The sequence below is a fragment of the Roseovarius sp. D22-M7 genome, assembly GCF_037083785.1.
Taxonomy (GTDB): Bacteria; Pseudomonadota; Alphaproteobacteria; order Rhodobacterales; family Rhodobacteraceae; genus Roseovarius.
Window position 1 is genome coordinate 1 of record NZ_JBAPKY010000033.1, and the last position, 19,246, is coordinate 19,246.

The following is a 19,246-nucleotide window of genomic DNA, read 5'->3' on the forward strand; positions in this document are numbered from 1 at the left end:
GGTAGCGGGCGGGGGATGGCTTGCTCATACAGCCCGTGTAACCGCATGGATTCACGATGTGAATCGTCAACAGTCAAAGTTGTGCAACAACGCCGACTGACGATCATCCCGCTACTGGTGGGTCTGAGAGGGCTTGGTGGGCTTTGGTTCATGCTCACGAATGACATTCAAATCGAAGCTTACGCAGCTACAGGCACCTTCATCCTCTACGTGCTGATGACGGCAGCGGCCTATGGGCTGTTCATTCGTATCTGGAAACTGGACCAGCCGAGGAAGAACACACACACTGAGGCCAAGGACACATTATAGTCACAGTATGTGTAGCACATACCTCAGCACCTCTTAACTCAAGGCATAAGGTGTTGAAAAGTCACGAAGAAACCGGATGGTGGGTGATGAGAGACTCGAACTCCCGACATCTTCGGTGTAAACGAAGCGCTCTACCAACTGAGCTAATCACCCGTGGCCTGCTCCTAGCCAAGCCGACCGGCCCGCGCAAGGGCCCTGTGCCCGTCGCGTCACCCCCAACGCCCCGCGAGGTCCATCCCCGGCATCCGGTGGATCGGGGTCCGGCGCGATTGGGCCATGTCCCGGTACACGATAGCGGCGACGGCGCAGATCGACGCGCCGCGCGGGACATCCCCCGGCGTCCCGGCAAGACCTCACCTTCGCGTGACGCGGGCGCGTCGGGTCTGGTCGGGCGGCGTCGGTCTGGCTACCTTGCGCATGTCCCGACCAATCGCAAGGATCCGCCATGCCGACCGAACGCCTGACCTTCACCGGCCATTCCGGCGACACGCTGACAGCCCGGCTCGACCTGCCCGACGGGCCGCATCTCGCTACAGCGCTTTTCGCGCATTGTTTCACCTGTTCCAAGGATATCCCCGCAGCAAGGCGCATCTCGGCACGGCTGGCGGGCGCGGGATTCGCCGTGCTGCGCTTCGATTTCACCGGGCTCGGTCATTCGGAAGGCGAGTTCGAGAACACCTCGTTCACAACCAATATCCGCGACCTGGAGCTGGCCGCAGAGGCGCTCGCGGCGCGCGGCATGGCCCCCGGGCTGCTGATCGGGCACAGCCTCGGCGGGGCTGCGGTGCTGGCGGCGGCGGGCGGCATCGACAGCGTCCGGGCGGTGGCGACCCTCGCAGCCCCCTTCGATCCCGGCCATGTCCTGCACAATTTCGCCGGCGCGATGGACCGGATCGAGGCAGACGGTGCGGCCGAGGTCACGCTCGGCGGACGCCCCATCCGGATCGGGCGCGGCTTCGTCGAGGATGTCCGCGCCGAGGCGCTGGAAGACAAGATCGAGCATCTGGGTCGCGCGCTTCTGGTGATGCACGCCCCGCGCGACGCGGTCGTGGGCATCGACAACGCGGCCGCAATATTCAAGGCCGCCAAACACCCGAAAAGCTTCGTCACCCTCGACGAGGCCGACCACCTGATCACCGACCCGGACGATGCCGAATACGCGGCGCAGGTCATCGCCGCCTGGGCGACACGCTATCTCGACCTCGCGGCCCCTGCCCCGCCGCCGGGCGCCCCCGAAGGCGTGGTCCGCGTGTCAGAGGCCGACGCGGACGGCTTCCTGCAGGACGTCAACGCGGGGCCGGGCCACCACGTGCTGGCCGACGAGCCCGCGGCCTATGGCGGCACCGATCGCGGCATGTCGCCCTACGGGTTCCTCGCCGCCGGTCTGGGCGCCTGCACCTCGATGACGATCCGGATGTACGCGCGGCGCAAGGGCTGGCCGCTGGAGCATGTCAGCGTCGATGTCACCCATGACAAGGTGCACGCGCAGGACGCCGCCAGCCGGGCCGAGGCCAAGGCCGACAAATTCACCCGCAGCGTCCGCCTGACCGGCGATCTCGACGACGACCAGCGGCAAAGGCTGCTGGAGATCGCCGACAAATGCCCCGTCCACCGCACGCTGGAGAGGTCCTCGGTCGTCGAGACGCATCTCGCCTGATACGCTTCGGGATGCGCCACGCCGGCGCATCCCGTCACCGCCTCACACCGCTCGCACGCTCGGGCGCCGCCACTTGGCCGAGGGCACGACGATCAGGTCGGTCAGCGCCCAGACAAGGGCATCGACACGGTCGGGGCTGCCACGCCCCTCGAAGCCGCGCGCGGTCATCGCGCACATCTGGTCCTCCAGTTCGGACAGGCCGCGCGCATGATGCACGCGCCCCTGCTCGTAAAGCGCCGCCACCGGCTCGGCCCGCGCGCCCTTGGCGCGGCCCGCATGCACCGCCTTGAACGGCACCAGAGGATCGATCTGGCGGATCACCTGTTCCACCATGTCGCCACCCTGGTTGACCTCGGCGACCAGCCGCTCGGCGCCCCACTGCTCCATCGCGCGGATCGCCGCCTTGGCCCAGGACGCCGGGCTCGCGGCGCTGACGCTGGCATCGGCCAGAACATAGGCGCGCCAGTCCTGTACAGGCCCTTGCGTGACCGCGCCCACCACCACGATCCCGCACTGGTCCGACCCGGCATGGCCGGTGACCGGCGGATCGACGGCCACCACCACACGGTCGAGATCGGGCACCGCGTCCAGCCGGCACGCGTTCAGCATCGCAGGCGTCCAGAGCGCGTCCTCGGCGGCATCCACCAGAACGCCGTCCAGTTCCTGCCGGCCCAGCCGCGTGCCGGCGTAGCGCGCGCGCACCTCGTCGAGGAAACTCTCGGCGAGAAACGCGGCGTTGGCCTCGGTCGGCGCGCTGGTGACCACCGTGCTGTCGGCGGCCAGCACGTCCTTCAGCACGCCGACGTTGCGCGGCGTGGTGGTCACGCAGACCCGCGGGTCGTCGCCCAGCCGCAAGCCGAATTGCAGCATGTCCCACGTCTCGCGCGCCTTCTTCCACTTGGCCAGCTCGTCCACCCAGGCGCCGTCGAATTGCGGCCCGCGCAGCCCCTCGGGGTCATGCGCGGAAAACGCCTGCGCGGTGGCGCCGTTGGGCCAGACCAGCCGCTTGCGCGTGGCCTGCCATTCGGGGCGCCGGTCGGGCGGCGAACACGCCATGATCCCGCTTTCGCCGAAGATCATCACGTCGCGCACCTGGTCGATGGTCTCGCCCACCAGCGCCAGCCGCGTGCAGCGCCCCTCGTCGAGGGGGCGCGACCCCTCGATCTGCGCGCGCACCCATTCGGCCCCGGCGCGCGTCTTGCCCGCGCCGCGTCCACCCATCACGATCCAGGTGCGCCAGTCGCCGTCGGGCGGCAGCTGGTGATCCAGCGCCCAGAAATCGAAGACATAGGGCAGCGCCAGCAATTCCCCGTCACTTAGGGCATCGAGGAAGGCGTCCTGCACAGCTTGCCCTTCTGAGACGATCCATGCGGCACCCGATCTCAGACCGGGCATGGTCGAAATCGATGGCATATCCGTGGGCAATGCCACGCTCTTGTTGTCTGCGTTTGTCAAGTTGCGCCTCCGCTTCTATTGCGATCTTCAGCCATTGCCGGATCTCGGCGGTGGCCTTAATTGCGTTCTTCAGCTCGTCCAGGTCCCCGGCCTTGATCTTGAGATAGAGATCCTCCAACTCGCCGCGCATATCCGCCAGCTGGCGTTCCAGCGCGTTGATGGAGGTCGTCAGGCCCGTGGGCCTTTCATCCGGGGTGATCAGAACCATGCGTGCTCGTGCCTCATGCGATTCTCTTTTCTATCGAGGGGCCCTCCGCCGTGCCGACATGAAAAAGCGGCCACCGGGGTCACCCCCGGGGCCGCGTGCCCATCTCGTCCAGCATGTCACAACCTATACGCGAGACCGTACGCTGAGTCAAATCGCGCCGTCCGCCAAGCGACTGGTGTGGTTACGTTTTCTTAACCTTCCGGCGCGCGGCGGCGGCTATTCCGCCGCCTGCGTGACCTCTCCGGCCTCGATCTCGGCGGCGCGTTTCTCGACCTGCTCGACGATGTGGTCGATCATCCGGTCATTGTCCATGCGGTGGCTTTGCGCGCCGGCAAGGTACACCATGCCATTGCCCGCGCCGCCGCCGGTAAAGCCGACATCGGTCATCAGCGCCTCGCCCGGGCCGTTCACCACGCAGCCGATGATCGACAGGCTCATCGGGGTCTTGATGTGGTCCAGTCGCTCTTCGAGGATCTCGACGGTCTTGATCACGTCGAAACCCTGCCGCGCGCAGGACGGGCACGAGATGATGTTGACCCCGCGATGCCGCAGGCCGAGGCTTTTCAGGATCTCGAAGCCAACCTTGACCTCCTCGACCGGGTCGGCGCTCAGGCTGACACGGATGGTGTCGCCAATGCCGGCCCACAGAAGGTTGCCAAGGCCGATCGCGCTCTTGATCGTGCCCGAAGTCAGGCCACCGGCCTCGGTGATGCCCAGATGCAGCGGCGCGTCGGTGGCGTCGGCCAGTTGCTGATAGGCGGCGGCGGCCATGAACACGTCCGAGGCCTTCACGCTGATCTTGAAGTCGAAAAAGTCGTTATCCTCGAGGATGCGGATATGCTCCAGCCCCGATTCCACCATCGCGGCGGGGCAGGGCTCGGCGTATTTTTCCAGCAGGTGCCGCTCGAGACTGCCAGCATTGACCCCGATCCGCATCGAGCAGCCGTGATCGCGCGCCGCCGCGATCACCTCGCGCACGCGGCGCTCATCACCGATATTGCCGGGGTTGATGCGCAGACAGGCGGCGCCCGCCTCGGCGGCCTCGATGCCGCGCTTGTAGTGGAAATGGATGTCGGCGACGATCGGCACCGGACTTTCGGCGACAATCTGTTTCAGGGCCCGCGAGGATGGCTCGTCGGGCACCGAGACGCGCACGATATCCGCGCCGGCCTCGGCCGCGGCCTGAATCTGGGCTATGGTTCCCGCGACATCGGTGGTCAGCGTGTTGGTCATGGTCTGCACCGAGATCGGCGCATCGCCGCCCACCGGCACGTTGCCGACCATGATCTGGCGGCTCTTGCGGCGCTCGATGTTGCGCCACGGGCGAATATGATTGAGCGACATCGCGTTTGTCCCATCCGGTCCGAGGTGGATTGTCACCGTCAAGGTAATACGCGGATGCCATCGGGGCAATCACCGCGAGGCCGGTCAGTTCCGCGGGGTCTCCAGCTCGGCGACATATTGCATGAGATCGCCATCGGCCTCGATATCGGCGACCGCGTAACGCTCGGTCAGCGGCCCGGCGGCGAGCGCAAGGTTCGAGGTCACCGCGCCGCGCGCGCCCGCGGGGCCGTAATGCTGGCCGTCGACGGCGAAATAGACCGCCCCCGACGCGCCGATGCGGATGCTCGGCGGTTCCTCGGTGGCGGGCACGTCATAGGTGTCGCCGGCATTCATGATGCCCTCGAAGACCACCGTGCCCGAGGCGTCGCGCACCCGCACCCAGGCGGGGCGCACAGCGACCACCTGCAGCGTTTCGGGTGCGTCGGCCAGGACCTGCGGAGTCTCGGGCGCGTCGGTTTCCGCCGCCGTTCTCGACATGACGCCCGCGCCGAAGGCCGCATCCGGGCGGTGCGCCTCTCGCAGCGCCATCTCGATGCTGCGGTCGCTCTCCCTCACGGCATTGGCGGGCGACAGCGTGCCCACCTCGCGCGGGTCGAGGGTCGAGATCGGGCCGTCGCGCGCGACCATCACCGGCACGTCCAGCGCCTTGGGCCGGTAAAGCCGGCTCATCCGTTCCTCGCGCGGCGGCCGGAACACGCCGACCGCGTCCCCCTCGTCCGGGTCGGCCTCCTCGCGCGGGGCAGCGCCGCTCAGCGGATCGAGATCGGCAAGCACCAGCGGCGTGTTCTCGACCGGCGACAACTGCACCTGCTGGACCTGTTTCAGAACGCTCCAGCCGCCATAGCCGATGGCGGCGATCAGCGCGACCAGCACCAGGCCCGACCCGATCGCGCCCGGCTCTATCCGCGCCATGAATCCTTCGTTGGCGGGCAGGAACGGCGTGTTGGGCGAAATCAGCGGATCGCGCGCCACGCCCTTTCCGGACCCCTTGCGCGGCTTGGCGGTCTCGGGCTTGCGGATCGACGAGGCCTCGGCCGACATGCCATGCGCGATGGAAAAGCCCGATTCCGTGCAGAACGTGGCGAAGGCGGTGTCGGGATCCATCCCGAGATACCGCGCATAGGATCGCACGTAGCCGGGGATGAAGCCCGGCGTGTCGAAGACAGACGGATCGGCATTCTCGATCGCGGCGACGTAATTCGCGCGGATCCTCAGTTCCCGCTCGACATCCAGCAGTGATTTCCCCAAGGTCGCGCGCTCGCCGCGCATGAGATCGCCAAGACGCAGATCGAACGCGTCAAAGCCGCGAATATCGGGGTCGTCGCCCTCCACATCGCGGGAAAATCGCCGCCCAACCATGCGCTCTGTGCCTCTTGCGTATCCGGTGATTCCGCTCGACCGTGGTCAAGTCTCACCCCATGTTATTGAGGAAGGATTAACACAACCGAAATGGCAATGCACGAGCAGAATGGTTAACCGGCCAGCTCGGCACGGTTCAGCGCACAGTGCGACCACAACTCGTCCATCGCCCGCACAAGGCCGTCCATCTCGCGCGGCCCGTGCACCGGCGACGGGGTGAAGCGCAGCCGCTCGGTGCCGCGCGGCACGGTCGGATAGTTGATCGGCTGCACGTAGATCCCGTAGCCTTCCAGCAGCATGTCGCTGATCACCTTGGTATGCACCGGGTCGCCGACGATCACCGGCACGATATGGCTGCCATGATCGATCAGCGGCAGGCCCATGCCCTTCAGCCGGGTCTTGAGGATCTTCGCCTGCGTCTGGTGCTGCTCGCGCAGGGCGTGGTCGTGCTTGAGATGCGCGACCGATGCCGCCGCCCCCGCCGCGACCGCCGGCGGCAGCGAGGTGGTGAAGATGAAGCCCGGCGCATAGGAGCGGATCGCGTCGCACATCCGCGTCGACGCCGCGATGTAGCCGCCCATCACGCCATACGCCTTGGCCAGCGTGCCGTTGATGATGTCCAGCCGGTGCATCAGGCGGTCACGCTCGGCCACACCGGCGCCGCGCGGCCCGTACATGCCGACCGCGTGCACCTCGTCGATATAGGTCAGCGCGCCGAACTCGTCGGCGAGATCGCAGATCGCCTCGATCGGCCCGAAATCGCCATCCATCGAATAGACGCTCTCGAACGCGATCAGCTTGGGCACGTCCGGATCGTCGGCTTCCATCAGCTCGCGCAGATGCGCCACGTCGTTGTGCCGAAAGATCCGCTTGGCCCCGCCATTGCGGCGCACGCCCTCGATCATGCTGGAATGGTTCAGTGCGTCCGAATAGATGATCAGCCCGGGAAACAGCCGCGGCAGCGTGCTGAGCGTCGCGTCATTGGCGATATAGGCCGAGGTGAACAGCAGCGCCGCCTCCTTGCCATGCAGATCCGCCAGCTCGGCCTCCAGCCGCTTGTGGTAGACGGTGGTGCCCGAGATGTTGCGCGTGCCGCCCGATCCCGCACCGGCCGCATCGATCGCCTCGTGCATCGCCTCCAGCACCACCGGGTGCTGCCCCATCCCGAGGTAGTCGTTGCCGCACCAGACCGTGATCGGCGCCTCGTTCCCGTCGGGCTTGCGCCAGACGGCATGCGGGAAATGTCCCTGACGCCGCTCGATATCGATGAAGGTGCGGTAGCGCCCTTCCTCGTGCAGACGGTCGATCGCTTGATCCAGCTTGGCCGCGTAATCCACTGGCAGGTCCTTCTTCAGTTCCCCCTCGGTGACGGTTTTTACCCGCATTCGAGGGCCGTTCCGGCGCATCACGCCACTTATTCCGTTTTCAGCATGCATATATGGCGCATGCTGTCCAGACAACAGGTACAAATTGCCACCCCGCGCCACCTTGACCTCGGTCAATACCGCGCGGCATCAAGGCGCTGGACAGTGCCCGCCGTCCTGATACCCTCACGCGCGAACCGTATCGCCAACCGCGAAGGCTTGCCATGTCCCTTGACCCCGTACTCGCCCGAATCGACGCGTCGCTGCCCGCAGCCCTCGACCGCCTGACGGAGCTGCTGCGGATCCCCTCGATCTCGACCGATCCGGCCTACAAGCAACAGTGCGAGGCTGCGGCGGATTGGCTCGTCGCGGATCTGCGCAGCCTTGGCGTGACGGCGGAAAAACGCGCCACGCCCGGCCATCCGATGGTCGTGGGCCATGTCGAGGGGCCGGGCGGCGCCGACGCCCCGCACCTGCTCTTCTACGGCCATTACGACGTGCAGCCCGTCGATCCGCTGGATCTTTGGGACACCGATCCCTTCGCGCCAGAGATCCAGGACACCGACACCGGCCGGGTGATCCGCGCGCGCGGCGCTTCGGACGACAAGGGGCAGCTGATGACCTTCGTCGAGGCCTGTCGCGCTTATGTCGAGGTCCACGGCCACCTGCCCTGCCGCATCACCTTCTTCTTCGAAGGCGAAGAGGAATCCGGCTCGCCCTCGCTGATCCCGTTCATGCGCGACAATGCCGAGGAACTCGACGCCGATATCGCGCTGATCTGCGACACCTCGATGGTGGCGCCGGGCGTGCCGTCGATCGCCTCGCAACTGCGCGGCATGCTGAAGGACGAGTTCACGCTGCACGGGCCCCGCATCGACCTGCATTCGGGCAGCTATGGCGGCCCCGCGCTCAACCCGCTGCGCGAGATCGCGCGCATCATCGCCTCGTTCCACGACGACGAGGGCCGCGTCGCGGTCGAGGGCTTCTACGACGGCGTCCACGAGGTCCCCGCCGAGCAGCTCAGGCAATGGGAGAACTGCGGCTTCGACGAGGACGCGTATCTGACCTCGGTGGGCATGACGCAGCCGCATGGCGAGGCGGGCTATTCCACGCTGGCGCAGCAATGGGCCCGCCCGACGCTGGAAATCAACGGCCTCTGGGGCGGCTACCAGGGCGCCGGCACCAAGACCGTGATCCCGGCCGAGGCGCATTGCAAGCTGACCTGCCGGCTGGTGGGCGACATGGATCCCGACGCCCTGCGCAAAAGGATCCGCCGCCATGTCGAGGACCGGCTGTCGCCCGACGCGACCGTGACCTGGAACCAGGATCTCGACGGCTCGCCGGCGGCGGTGATGAACACCGACCGCCCCGAATTCGAGGCCGCAAGGCAGGCGCTGACCGAGGAATGGAACCGCGAGGCGGTGTTCGCCGGCATGGGCGGCTCGATCCCGATCGCGGGTTATTTCAAGCAGATCCTCGGGATGGACGCGATGCTGATCGGCTTCGCGCAGGACGACGACGCGATCCATTCCCCGAACGAGAAATACGACGTGGAAAGCTTTCACAAGGGCATCCGCAGCTGGGCGCGCGTCCTCGACGCGCTGTCGCGCTAGGCGCGCCACCCACGCCGACATTTCTGCCACATGCGTACGAATCCGTACCGACAGGTCGGTCGCGGCCGAGTGCGCGTCGCAATTCGCAAAGTGACGCCCGCCGCGATACGCGACATCTCGGGAACGGCGCATGTGCGCCGGTGACGTATTTCAGGCAAGGTGATCCCAGATGCCGGACCAAGAAGACGACCTCATCCTCGCGGACCTGGACGACGAAGAGCTTGTCCAGCAGATGTTCGACGACCTCTATGACGGCCTTCGCGACGAGATCGAGGAAAGCGTCAATATCCTGCTGGAACGCGGCTGGCAGCCCTACCGCATCCTGACCGAGGCGCTGGTCGGCGGCATGACCATCGTCGGCAAGGATTTCCGCGACGGCATCCTTTTTGTGCCCGAGGTGCTGCTGGCGGCCAACGCGATGAAGGGCGGCATGTTCATCCTCAAGCCGCTTCTCGCCGAGACCGGCGCGCCGCGCGTCGGCAAGATGGTGATCGGCACGGTCAAGGGCGACATCCACGACATCGGCAAGAACCTGGTGTCGATGATGATGGAGGGCGCAGGGTTCGAGGTCGTCGATATCGGCATCAACAACCCGGTCGAGAACTACCTCGCCGCGCTCGAAGCCGAACAGCCCGACATCCTCGGCATGTCGGCCCTGCTGACCACCACGATGCCCTACATGAAGGTGGTGATCGACACGATGATCGCCGAGGGCAAGCGCGACGACTACATCGTGCTGGTAGGCGGCGCCCCGCTCAACGAGGAATTCGGCCGCGCCATCGGCGCCGACGCCTATTGTCGCGACGCCGCCGTCGCGGTGGAAACCGCCAAGACGTTTATGGACCGCAAGCACAACTCGCTGGCGGCGGTCTGACACAGCGCGCGCGGGCGCTCTCAGCGCCCGCCGAACGCCCGCATCACGGCCACCAGTACCACGCCGTAAAGCACATGCCCGACCAGCGCGACCCAGGTGATGCCGGTGAAATTCAGGAAGAACGGCAGCCCCGCCAGCGCGGTGATGCCGCCGATCGCGAGGATCCACAGCCCGAACCCGTAGGCGGCCGCACCCAAGAGCCAGCCCCCGCGCCGCACGACGCGGCCCCAGACGGGGCGGAACACGAAAAGCCAGCCCAGCGGGTAGCCAATCAGCCCGACCAGGTAAAAATGCACGAAATACCCGGCGAAATCGCTGTTCGGCAGGCCATACGCCCCCAGCAGGCTTTTCGCCAACCCGTGCGGCGAAAGGTTGGCAAAGCCCAGCGCGGGGCTGACGATCTGCCCCCACGCATCGAACGCCACGGTGGCGCCAAAGCCGGCGATGAACATCAGCCCGAGGCTGCGGAACAGGCCGGCGCGGGCGGCGGAAAGCTTGGACGACAGGGTCATGCGCGACTATCCTCTGCTGCGGCGGCCCACAGGCTACCCGGAGCGAACCGGATCACAAGGCCATGCAGCATCATGACACGAAAAGGTCAGACGCCGTGAACGAAAACGAGGCTCCCCTGCCTGACCCCGCCACGCTGACCGAAAGCGGTCTGGCCGCGCGCGGCGAGGGCCGCATCCTGCTGATCGCCTGCGGCGCGCTCGCCCACGAGATCCTCGCGCTGAAACGCCTCAACGGCTGGGATCACATGGACCTGCACTGCCTGCCGGCCAAGCTGCACCTCAATCCCGACCGAATCACGCCCGAAGTGGAAAAGGCGGTGACCGAGCGTCGCGCGGACTATTCCCGCGTCTTCGTGGTCTATGCCGATTGCGGCACCGGCGGGCGCTTGCAGGCCAGATGCGCCGATCTCGGCGTCGAGATGGTCGCCGGCCCGCATTGCTACGCGTTCTTCGAGGGGGTGGAACGGTTTGCGGCGCATGACGACGAGATCACGGCCTTCTACCTCACCGATTTCCTCGTGCGGCAATTCGATGCCTTCGTCTGGCGGCCCATGGGCCTCGACCGGCATCCCGAACTGCGCGACATGATCTTCGGCAACTACACCAAGCTGGTCTACCAGGCCCAGACCCGCGATCCGGCACTCGAGGCCAAGGCCCGCGACTGCGCCGCCCGGCTGGGGCTGGACTACGAGTACCGCTTCACCGGCTACGGCGATCTGGCAACGGTGCTGGCGCGCGAGGCGACGGCCTCGTGATATTTGCCCCCGGCGCGATACGCGGCGCAACGCGCCGCAGCGCCATCGCATGTCCGCCCCGTCGCACCAAAGGTGCGCCAGACTACCTCGGCACGCCTCTGGCGTGACGGACAGGCGATTTGGTGACGCTGGCGAGTCGATCAGGGCTTTTGCGGGGTTGCAGGGATGAAGCGCGCTGAACGCCCGTGGGATCGCCTGCCCGCGGACATGCGCTGGCGCGGCTTTCTTCGCTCAGCCCTCCGCCCCGCCCGGCATCAGACGCGCCAGCGCGCAGAAGTGCTCCAGATCGACCGTCTCTGCGCGGTCGGTCGGCGCGATGCCGGCCGCGCGCAATCTGTCCTCGATATCCGGGGCCGCGCCCTTGAGCGCCGCGCGCAGCATCTTGCGCCGCTGGTTGAAGGCCTTTGCCACCACCCGCTCCAGTATCTTCGGATCGGCGGGATAGCGCGGCGCGGCAAGGGCCGTCAGATGCACCACGGCGCTCGATACCTTGGGCGGCGGGGTGAAGGCCTCGGGCGGCAGGTTCAGCACGATCCGGGGCTCGGCGCGCCATTGCACCAGCAGCGCCAGCCGCCCGTACGCCTTCGATCCCGGCGTCGCCACGATCCGCTCGGCCACCTCGCGCTGGAACATCAGCGTCAGCGACACCCAGAAGGGCGGCCAGTCGCGCGGCGTCAGCCAGCGCACCAGCAACTCGGTGCCCACATTGTAGGGCAGGTTCGCCACCACCCGGATGGGCGGCGTCAGATGCGCCAGCGGATCCACGTCCAGAGCATCGCCATGGATCACCTGCAAGCGGCCCTCCGCCACCTCGGCCACCTCCGAAAGCGGCGCCAGACAGCGCGCATCCTTCTCGATGGCCAGCACCCGGCGCGCGCCCTCGCGCAACAATCCGCGCGTCAGCCCGCCGGGGCCGGGCCCGATCTCCAGCACGTCGCAGGCGCTCAGATCCCCGGCCTGTCGGGCGATCTTGGAGGTCAGGTTCAGATCCAGCAGGAAATTCTGGCCCATCGACTTGCGCGCCGTCAGGCCATGCGCGGCGATCACGCGGGCGAGCGACGGCAGCGCGTCCAGCGTGCTCATGCGCGGCGCGCCTGCCCCATGCGATCCGCCATGCGCAACGCCTCGATCAGCGAGGTCGGGTTGGCGATACCCTGCCCTGCGATGTCGAACGCCGTGCCGTGATCGGGCGAGGTGCGGATGAACGGCAGGCCCAGCGTGACGTTCACGCCGCGGTCGAAATCCAGCGTCTTGATCGGGATCAGCGCCTGGTCGTGATACATCGCGATGGCGGCGTCGTAGCGCGCGCGCGCCGCGGCATGAAACATCGTGTCGGCCGATAGCGGCCCGCGCAGATCCATCCCCTCGGCCCGCAAGCGGTCCAGCACCGGCGCGATCACGCGGGCCTCCTCGGCTCCCATGCGCCCGCCCTCGCCGGCATGCGGGTTCAGGCCCGCAATGGCCAGACGCGGCGACGCCACCGCGAAATCGCGGATCAGCGCGGCATGGGTGATGCGGATCACGGCCTCCAGCAGGTCGCCGGTCAGCGCACCCGGCACGTCGCATAACGGGATATGGATGGTCGCCGGCACCACGCGCAAGCGGTCCGAGGCGAGCATCATCACCACGCGGTCGACACCGGCCAGATGCGCGAGATACTCGGTATGGCCGGGATACGCGAAGCCCGCCCCCTCCTGCAGCGCCTGCTTGTGGATGGGCGCGGTGCACAGCGCCAGCGCCCGCCCCGACTGCACGAGGTCCACGCCCCGCGCGATCACGTCGATCACGCCCTGCGCATGGCGCGGGTCGGGCGTGCCGGGGATGCGCGGGCCGTCGAAATCGTGGCGCAGCACCGGCAGAGCTTGCGCGCAGGCCGTCCCGGCCTCGGACGGGTCATCGATGACCACGTGCGACGCCCCCCCGGGCAGATGCGCCGGGTCGCCGATCAGGAAAAACGGCAGGTCGCGGCCCAGCGTGCGCCACGCCGCGACGGCGATCTCGGGGCCGATGCCCGCCGGCTCGCCACAGGTCAGCGCGACCGCACGCGTCACCGCTCGACGATCCGCGCCTCGGCGCGCAACTGCTCGAGGTAGCCATCGGCGAAGGACTGGATACGCTGGTTGCGGATGAAGTTCGACAGATCCTCGACCGTCGGCTGCTCGCCGTCGAGCTTCGGCGACCGGCCGCACAGCATCAGGAACACCAGCACCTCGCCCTCGTTGCGGGTGATCCGCGCGCTGCTCTCGCCGGGGTCGAGCGTTGCCAGCTCGGCGGCGATATCGGCGGGGATCTCCTCGGGGGCCTGCGACACGCGGTCAAGCACCTCGGGCGGCTGGCCCTGGGCCACGCCGTAAAGATCGTCGCAGGTATCGACGCGCGCGCGCACCTCCGCGGCGCGCCGCAGCGCGGCGTCGCTGCGCCCGCCGGGGATGTAGTAGCGCGCGTACTCGATGGCGGAATATTCCGGCCGGGTGACCGAGGTCTCCTCGATGTCGCGCATGTAGAAGATCGCCAGCGCACCGTCGATGGGCAGCGGGTCCGACACCTCGCCCGGCGCCAGCGCCAGCACGATCTGGCGCAACCCCTGCGGCAGGTCCGAGGCCTGCCTCCAGTTCATGCGCCCGCCGCCCTGCGCGGTCTGAGCGGCGGAATGGCGGCGCGCGAAAGCGGCGAAGGCGGCCTCGCTGTCGGCCTCGGCGATCTGGCTGGCCAGCGTGCGCTGTGCTGCGGCCTGCTCGGCATTCTGGATCGGCAGGATAATCTCGGACAGCAGCACCCGCACCGACGACCCGCCGGTCAGCGCCTGCGTCGCGCGCTCCAGATCTGCGTCGCTGACGGACACACGCGGCGCGAACCGCGCGCGGGTGAACTCGCGCCAGGTGATCCCGGCGCGCACGAAGGCGCGGAACGTTTCCTCGGACACCCCCGCCTGCGTGAGTGCGGCGATGAACTCGTCGGCGCCCATGTTGGCGCGGCCGGCGAATTCCGCCATGCCGCCCTCGATCGCCTCGTCGGGCAGGCTGACCCCGGCGGCCTCGGCGGCGTCCATCTTGATGCGTTCCTCGATCAGCTGCTCGCGCGCCAGCGTCGCTGGATCGCCGGGCGCGCGGAACAGCGACAGCATCCGCGCGCGCTGCTGCAACTCGTAGCGGGTGATCGCCTCGTCGTTGACGAAGATCACCGGCGTGAAGAGGTTCTGCGCCGCGGCCCCGCTAAAGGGCGCCGCGACCGCCAGCCCGAGCAGCAGCGCAAGAGAGACGACAAGGGCCGGAAGGCGACGCATAGGGGTCATGGTGGTCAGTTCCTGCAAGTCCGTGTGAAGCTTTGATCGCGCGTCGCGGCCGAGAAACCCCGCAGCCCCACGGTAAAGCTTATGTTGGTCTCGGGTTCAAGGATAGTCGAAGAGGTAAAGCGGCGCGAGACGGAAACCGTGATGTCCACGCATTCGTTGGTATAGGTCAGACCGGCCCCGGCGCGGATGTGGCTGTCCTCGGCGATGTCATAGCGCCACTCGCCGCGCGCCGTCCAGTGCCGGGCAAAGCGGTAGCGGCCGTCGATCGCCCATTCCGACACCGTCGCGGAGCGGCTTTCGCGCGGATCGTCCGACAGCCAGATGTAGGTGGCGCCGATATCGGTGCGCGCGTTGCGCCAGCTTGCGCGGGCCTCGGCCTTGGTCACCTCGAACATGTCGTCGAAGAGGCCGCGCGCGGTCACCGTCACGCCGCTGGCATTGCGGTACTGCCCGGCGACCAGCAGGTCCGAGATGCGGTCGCGCAGCCCCGACGAGTCGGTGAAGCTGGGCGTGCCGTCGAAATCCAGCAGGCGTTCCTCGCGCAGCACCTGGCCCAGCGCCAGCCGCCCCTCCCACCCCTCGGGGTCGACGCGCGTGTAGCTGACCCCGTAGGCGGCGGCATAGCCGCGCTCGCGCCGGTCGGGCGCGCTGAACCGCGACACGTTGAACAGGTTGCCCTCGTCGAACTCGACATCGGTGCTTTCATCCAGCGGCACGTCCGGGTTCTCGCCGCCCGACCAGGCGATCTGCGCCACCGGCTCGATCACGTGGGTCACGCCCTCGCGCCCGGCGCGGACAAGCGGCCAGCGCAGCTGTGCGGCCACCGTCGGCGTAAGCTCGGTGGCCTGCGACCCGGCGGTATCGCCGATCTGGCGGATCTCGAAATGATCGAGGCTCAGCCCTGTGCGGATCGCCGCCAGCACGCCCGGCCCCAGCACCCAGTCGCGCCGCCATTCCACCGCCGAGGTCAGGCGCGTGACGTCGCGCCCGTCAGCGAAACGGTCGAGGTCGGGCCCGTCGGTGGTCAGGTCCGAGCGGCGGAAATGGCTGTGCAGATCGGCCGAGAATCGCAGCTCGCCGCCGAAGCGCCGCGGAAAGATCCGCCGCTCGTAACTGGCGTCGCCGGCGATCGAGGGCAGCGTCAGGTTGCTTTCATCCTCGCGCAGCGACCGGTAATGCCGGATCTCGGCGCCGATGAACTCGTCGCGCCGGGCGCGCGCGATCCCGATGCCGCTGCTCAGCCGGTCCTTGTCCGAAAAGCCGTGATCAAGAAGGAAGGTGTCGTCGCTGGCAAGCTCGATATTGAAGCCGAGGACGAAGTCGCGCGGCAGATCGAAGCGCCCCTCGCCGAACAGATAGCCGCGTTTCGAGTCGGGGCTGAAATCGTCATCGGCCACGGCGCCGTTGAACTCGATCTCGCCGCGCCGGAACGCCTGCCGGTAGCGAAAGCCCAGCCGCCGCGAATTCGTCGCCCAGAACGGCGCCAGCGTCAGGTCGCGGTGATCGCCCAGCGCGATGAAATAGGGCGCCTCGACGCCGGTGCCCAGCAGGCTGGAATTGACCACCGACGGCGTCAGGAACCCGGTCGCGCGCTCGACCGACGGGTCGGGCAGGCGCAGGCGCAGGCGCGGCAGGTAGAAGACCGGCACGTCCAGCACCCGCAACTGCGCGTTCTCGAAATAAAGCTGGCGCGCCTCCTGGTCGTGGATCAGCCGCTCGGCGCGGATCTGCCACAGCGGCGGGCTCCCGTCCTCGCAGATCCGGCACGAGGTGACGGAGGCCTTGTACAGCTCGTTGTAGCGCGCATCGGTGCGCCGCATCTGCCGCGCGGCCAGCTGCAATTGCTGCGCCATCACGATCCGCGCGCCGCGCAGGATGCCGTTGCGCAGATCGCGGTCCAGCTCGGCACTGTCGGCGACCAGCACCGTGCCGCCGCCGGTATCCGGCTCCGTCAGGCTCAGCGGGCCGGTGATGGTCAGCCGGTCGGTGCCGCGGTCGTAGACGATGCGGCGCGCGGTCAGCCGTCGGCCCCTGTACATCGCCTCGACATTGCCCTCGGCGACCAGCCGGTCACCGGCGGTCAGCCGCACCTCGTCGGCCACCAGCATCGCCGGATCGCGCCCCTCCTGCGCGCGCGCCGGCCCCGCCAGCAGCGCCAGCACGGCCAGCGCGACGGCCAGCGCGCGCCTCATCCATCCTCCAGGTGCAGGATCAGGCCCAGCGCCATGAACAGCGCGGCGACCGGCGGCGCCCAGGCGGCCAGCGCAACCGGGATCTGCCCGCTTTCGCCGAGGATCTGCGCGAAGTTGCGCAGGTAATGCAGGCCGAAGCCGACGATCACCGCGATCAGCACCATCAGCCCCATGTTGGCCGCGCGCGCGTGCCTTATGGTGAAGGCCGCCGACATCAGCACCAGCGCCGCGAAGAAGACCGGGCGCGCCAGCTCGCCCTGGAACCACATCGCGTAACGGCGGGCGGAAAAACCCGACTCCTCCAGATCGGCAATGAAATCCGGCAGGTCCCAGACGGGGATGTATCGCGGCCGCCCGAACCCGTCGACGATGCGCTGCCGCGTCAGGTCGGACGGAATGGAAAGCGTGTTCCGCCGCTCGGCCCCGGCCTCGGGATTGGCGTCGCCGGCCAGATCCCAGACCTTGACGTCGCGCATCTCCCACGCGCCGTCGTCCAGCCTTGCCGCGCCGGCCTTGATGCGGCGCAGCGGCGTGCCGTCGGGGGCGAAATCGAGAAAGGTCGGATCGTAAAGCGTGCCCAGGTCCGAACTGGCGCTCTGCGCGAAGATCACCGTCTGGCCCTCGGGCCCGCCCTGGCGCAGCCACAACCCCTCCGACGAGATTGCCAGCGCCGCGCTCTCGGCCCCGCTGTAAAGCAGCTTGAGGTCATGCACCCGCTTCGAGGTCGCGGCGACGAAGGGATTGCCCACCGCCACGCCGAGGATGCCGATCAGCAGCGCCACGCAGACCGGCCCCAGCAGCCCGCGCAGCGCCGACCGTCCGGCAGCGCGGACCACCACAAGCTCGGACGAGCGCGACAGTCGCACGAACAGCCCGACAGCGGCGAGGATCACGAAAAGCGGCAGGATGTCGTAGATCTCCCACGGCATCTCCAGCAGCACCACGCCCAGCACGTCGCCGAAGGGGCGATCGGGGAAATCGCCCAGCTTGTCGACCAGCTGGATCATCATCAGCAGCACGGCGATCGACAGCGCCACGCCAAGAAAGCTCATGAAGAAGCGCCGCGCGAGATAGAGATGCAGCGTCATGCCCGCGCCTCCGCCCCGGGGGCGTCACCTGCCCCGCGCCACGGCCGCCAGCGCAGAAGCCACGGATGCACCGCCAGCGTCAGCAGCACGCCCGTCAGCACCGCGCCGATCAGCGGCGGCAGGTACAAAAGCGGCCACAGCGCGCCCTCGACCAGCACCGGCGCGACCACCGCGCTCTCGACGATCTTGATGCCCAGCAGGAACCCGAAGGCCAGCCCGATCTGGCGCCAGACACCGAACCGGCTGAACCCGCCGACCAGCAGCGTCGCGAACCCCACCAATGCGGCGATCACGCACATCAGCGCGGCGGTGACGCGGCCGTGCAACTCGGTCATCACCTCGCCGTGAGTCGCCCCCGTCCGCGCGGCCACGGCGCCCGGCGCGGTCAGCATGTCGAGGGTGGAGGCAAAGGCGACGCGGTCGAGGCTGGCCGCACCGCGGCTGATCAGGCTACTGATATCATGCGAGAAATCGTCGAAATGCGTGGTGAACAGGCGGTTCCCGTCCCGCTCGACGGTCTGCGCCAGCCCGGCCACCATCACCAGCCGCGTGCCCGCCGGCTCGGACACCAGGTAGGCGCGCGACGAGGTATAGGTGGTGACGCGGTCGGGCTTGCGCCGGTCCGACAGGAACACGTCGCGCAATTCACCCTCGGGCGTGATCTCGCGGATGTAGAAGGTGATCGCCGGCGCGGGATGCAGGAAGGTGCCGTCGCTCAGCAGTTGCGCCGAGATGTTGCGCGACACCTCGTCCTCGCGCAGGCGCAGCTGGCCCATGCTGCTGGGGATCAGCAGATGCGCCAGCACCGACATCATCAGCGCCACCAACAGCCCGAAGACCAGCACCGGGCGCAGCAACCGCAGCGGCGAATAGCCCATCGCCTGCATCACCGTCAGCTCGCTGTCCGACGACAGCCGGTGGATGACGTAGACCGCCGCCGCGAAGGCCGCGATCGGCAGCACCACGCCGATCACCGCCGGCAGGGTCAGCGCGGTGAATTCCAGGAAAACCCAGGGCGGCTGGCCATCGCCGATCAGCTTGTCGAAAATGCTCACCGCCTTGTTGATCCAGACGATGGAAACCAGCACGAGCGCGAAGAAACCGAACAGCACCAGCAATTGCGACAGCATGTATCTGTCGAATCTGGTCACGTTCACCCTCCCTGACGGCACTGTCGAAGGCGAGGCTAAACGAATTGGCGGGGCGGGAAAACTGCTAACTGGT

At 67.8% G+C, this 19,246-nt stretch carries 17 protein-coding genes and 1 tRNA gene; 5 read left to right on the forward strand and 13 right to left on the reverse strand.

Translation table 11 applies throughout. The features are described from left to right. Positions 1 to 309: hypothetical protein (locus V8324_RS14275; protein WP_336420601.1), on the forward strand; the 309-nt coding region annotated here is incomplete at its 5' end. A gap of 77 nt (positions 310 to 386) precedes the next feature. Here V8324_RS14275 and V8324_RS14280 read toward each other — a convergent pair. Next, a tRNA-Val gene (locus V8324_RS14280) sits at positions 387 to 462 on the reverse strand. Positions 463 to 754: 292 nt separating this feature from the next. On the opposite strand from V8324_RS14280, the gene V8324_RS14285 reads away from it, so the two are divergent. Further along, positions 755 to 1,966, forward strand: coding sequence for a bifunctional alpha/beta hydrolase/OsmC family protein (locus V8324_RS14285; RefSeq protein ID WP_336420602.1), 1,212 nt, complete (start codon positions 755 to 757; stop codon positions 1,964 to 1,966). Between the two features lie 42 nt (positions 1,967 to 2,008). Here V8324_RS14285 and V8324_RS14290 read toward each other — a convergent pair whose 3' ends face one another. From V8324_RS14290 to hemA, 5 genes are all read right to left on the reverse strand, one after another. After that, positions 2,009 to 3,379: a DNA-packaging protein gene (locus tag V8324_RS14290; protein WP_336420603.1), complete on the reverse strand. Its 1,371-nt coding sequence runs from the start codon at positions 3,377 to 3,379 to the stop codon at positions 2,009 to 2,011. Beyond that, positions 3,279 to 3,629 carry a hypothetical protein gene (locus tag V8324_RS14295; protein ID WP_336420604.1) on the reverse strand — a complete coding sequence of 117 codons (351 nt, stop codon included), beginning with the start codon at positions 3,627 to 3,629 and terminating at the stop codon, positions 3,279 to 3,281. The genes V8324_RS14290 and V8324_RS14295 overlap by 101 nt, the downstream gene beginning before the upstream one ends. A 216-nt stretch (positions 3,630 to 3,845) precedes the next feature. Next, entirely contained in the window at positions 3,846 to 4,973 is a 1,128-nt protein-coding gene (ispG, locus tag V8324_RS14300; protein WP_336420605.1) for a flavodoxin-dependent (E)-4-hydroxy-3-methylbut-2-enyl-diphosphate synthase, read from the reverse strand. An 84-nt stretch (positions 4,974 to 5,057) separates the two neighbouring features. Then, entirely contained in the window at positions 5,058 to 6,332 is a 1,275-nt protein-coding gene (locus V8324_RS14305; RefSeq protein ID WP_336420606.1) for a helix-turn-helix domain-containing protein, read from the reverse strand. A gap of 113 nt (positions 6,333 to 6,445) precedes the next feature. Continuing rightward, the gene (gene hemA / locus V8324_RS14310; protein WP_336420640.1) at positions 6,446 to 7,669 is read right to left on the reverse strand and encodes a 5-aminolevulinate synthase; all 1,224 of its coding nucleotides are present in this window, start codon (positions 7,667 to 7,669) and stop codon (positions 6,446 to 6,448) included. A 251-nt stretch (positions 7,670 to 7,920) separates the two neighbouring features. Between hemA and V8324_RS14315 the strand changes: the two genes are divergently transcribed. Together V8324_RS14315 and V8324_RS14320 are read left to right on the forward strand one after the other, a co-directional pair. Then, the gene (locus tag V8324_RS14315) at positions 7,921 to 9,309 is read left to right on the forward strand and encodes a dipeptidase (protein WP_336420607.1); all 1,389 of its coding nucleotides are present in this window, start codon (positions 7,921 to 7,923) and stop codon (positions 9,307 to 9,309) included. A gap of 169 nt (positions 9,310 to 9,478) precedes the next feature. Then, positions 9,479 to 10,183 (forward strand): corrinoid protein, encoded by a 705-nt coding sequence (locus V8324_RS14320; protein ID WP_336420608.1) that lies wholly within the window; start codon positions 9,479 to 9,481, stop codon positions 10,181 to 10,183. 20 nt (positions 10,184 to 10,203) lie between these two features. Here V8324_RS14320 and V8324_RS14325 read toward each other — a convergent pair whose 3' ends face one another. After that, positions 10,204 to 10,695, reverse strand: a complete 492-nt coding sequence (locus V8324_RS14325) for a hypothetical protein (RefSeq protein WP_336420609.1) — start codon at positions 10,693 to 10,695, stop codon at positions 10,204 to 10,206. Positions 10,696 to 10,790: 95 nt separating this feature from the next. Between V8324_RS14325 and V8324_RS14330 the strand changes: the two genes are divergently transcribed. Next, the gene (locus tag V8324_RS14330) at positions 10,791 to 11,450 is read left to right on the forward strand and encodes a DUF1638 domain-containing protein (protein WP_336420610.1); all 660 of its coding nucleotides are present in this window, start codon (positions 10,791 to 10,793) and stop codon (positions 11,448 to 11,450) included. 231 nt (positions 11,451 to 11,681) lie between these two features. Here V8324_RS14330 and rsmA read toward each other — a convergent pair whose 3' ends face one another. Genes rsmA through lptF form a run of 6 tightly spaced genes read right to left on the reverse strand, consistent with a single transcriptional unit; the run spans position 11,682 to position 19,152 of the window. Continuing rightward, positions 11,682 to 12,533 carry a 16S rRNA (adenine(1518)-N(6)/adenine(1519)-N(6))-dimethyltransferase RsmA gene (gene rsmA / locus V8324_RS14335; RefSeq protein ID WP_336420611.1) on the reverse strand — a complete coding sequence of 284 codons (852 nt, stop codon included), beginning with the start codon at positions 12,531 to 12,533 and terminating at the stop codon, positions 11,682 to 11,684. Continuing rightward, on the reverse strand, positions 12,530 to 13,501 hold the full coding sequence (gene pdxA, locus V8324_RS14340; protein WP_336420612.1) for a 4-hydroxythreonine-4-phosphate dehydrogenase PdxA: 972 nt from the start codon (positions 13,499 to 13,501) through the stop codon (positions 12,530 to 12,532). Before pdxA ends, rsmA begins: the two co-directional genes overlap by 4 nt. Beyond that, the gene (locus V8324_RS14345) at positions 13,498 to 14,742 is read right to left on the reverse strand and encodes a peptidylprolyl isomerase (RefSeq protein WP_336420613.1); all 1,245 of its coding nucleotides are present in this window, start codon (positions 14,740 to 14,742) and stop codon (positions 13,498 to 13,500) included. The genes pdxA and V8324_RS14345 overlap by 4 nt, the downstream gene beginning before the upstream one ends. Before the next feature lie 5 nt (positions 14,743 to 14,747). Then, a complete protein-coding gene (locus tag V8324_RS14350; RefSeq protein ID WP_336420614.1) occupies positions 14,748 to 16,934 on the reverse strand; it encodes an LPS-assembly protein LptD in 2,187 nt (728 codons plus the stop codon). Next, positions 16,931 to 18,022, reverse strand: coding sequence for an LPS export ABC transporter permease LptG (gene lptG / locus V8324_RS14355; protein ID WP_336420615.1), 1,092 nt, complete (start codon positions 18,020 to 18,022; stop codon positions 16,931 to 16,933). The genes V8324_RS14350 and lptG overlap by 4 nt, the downstream gene beginning before the upstream one ends. Continuing rightward, positions 18,019 to 19,152: an LPS export ABC transporter permease LptF gene (gene lptF, locus V8324_RS14360; RefSeq protein ID WP_442970545.1), complete on the reverse strand. Its 1,134-nt coding sequence runs from the start codon at positions 19,150 to 19,152 to the stop codon at positions 18,019 to 18,021. Before lptF ends, lptG begins: the two co-directional genes overlap by 4 nt. Positions 19,153 to 19,246: the final 94 nt, after the last annotated feature.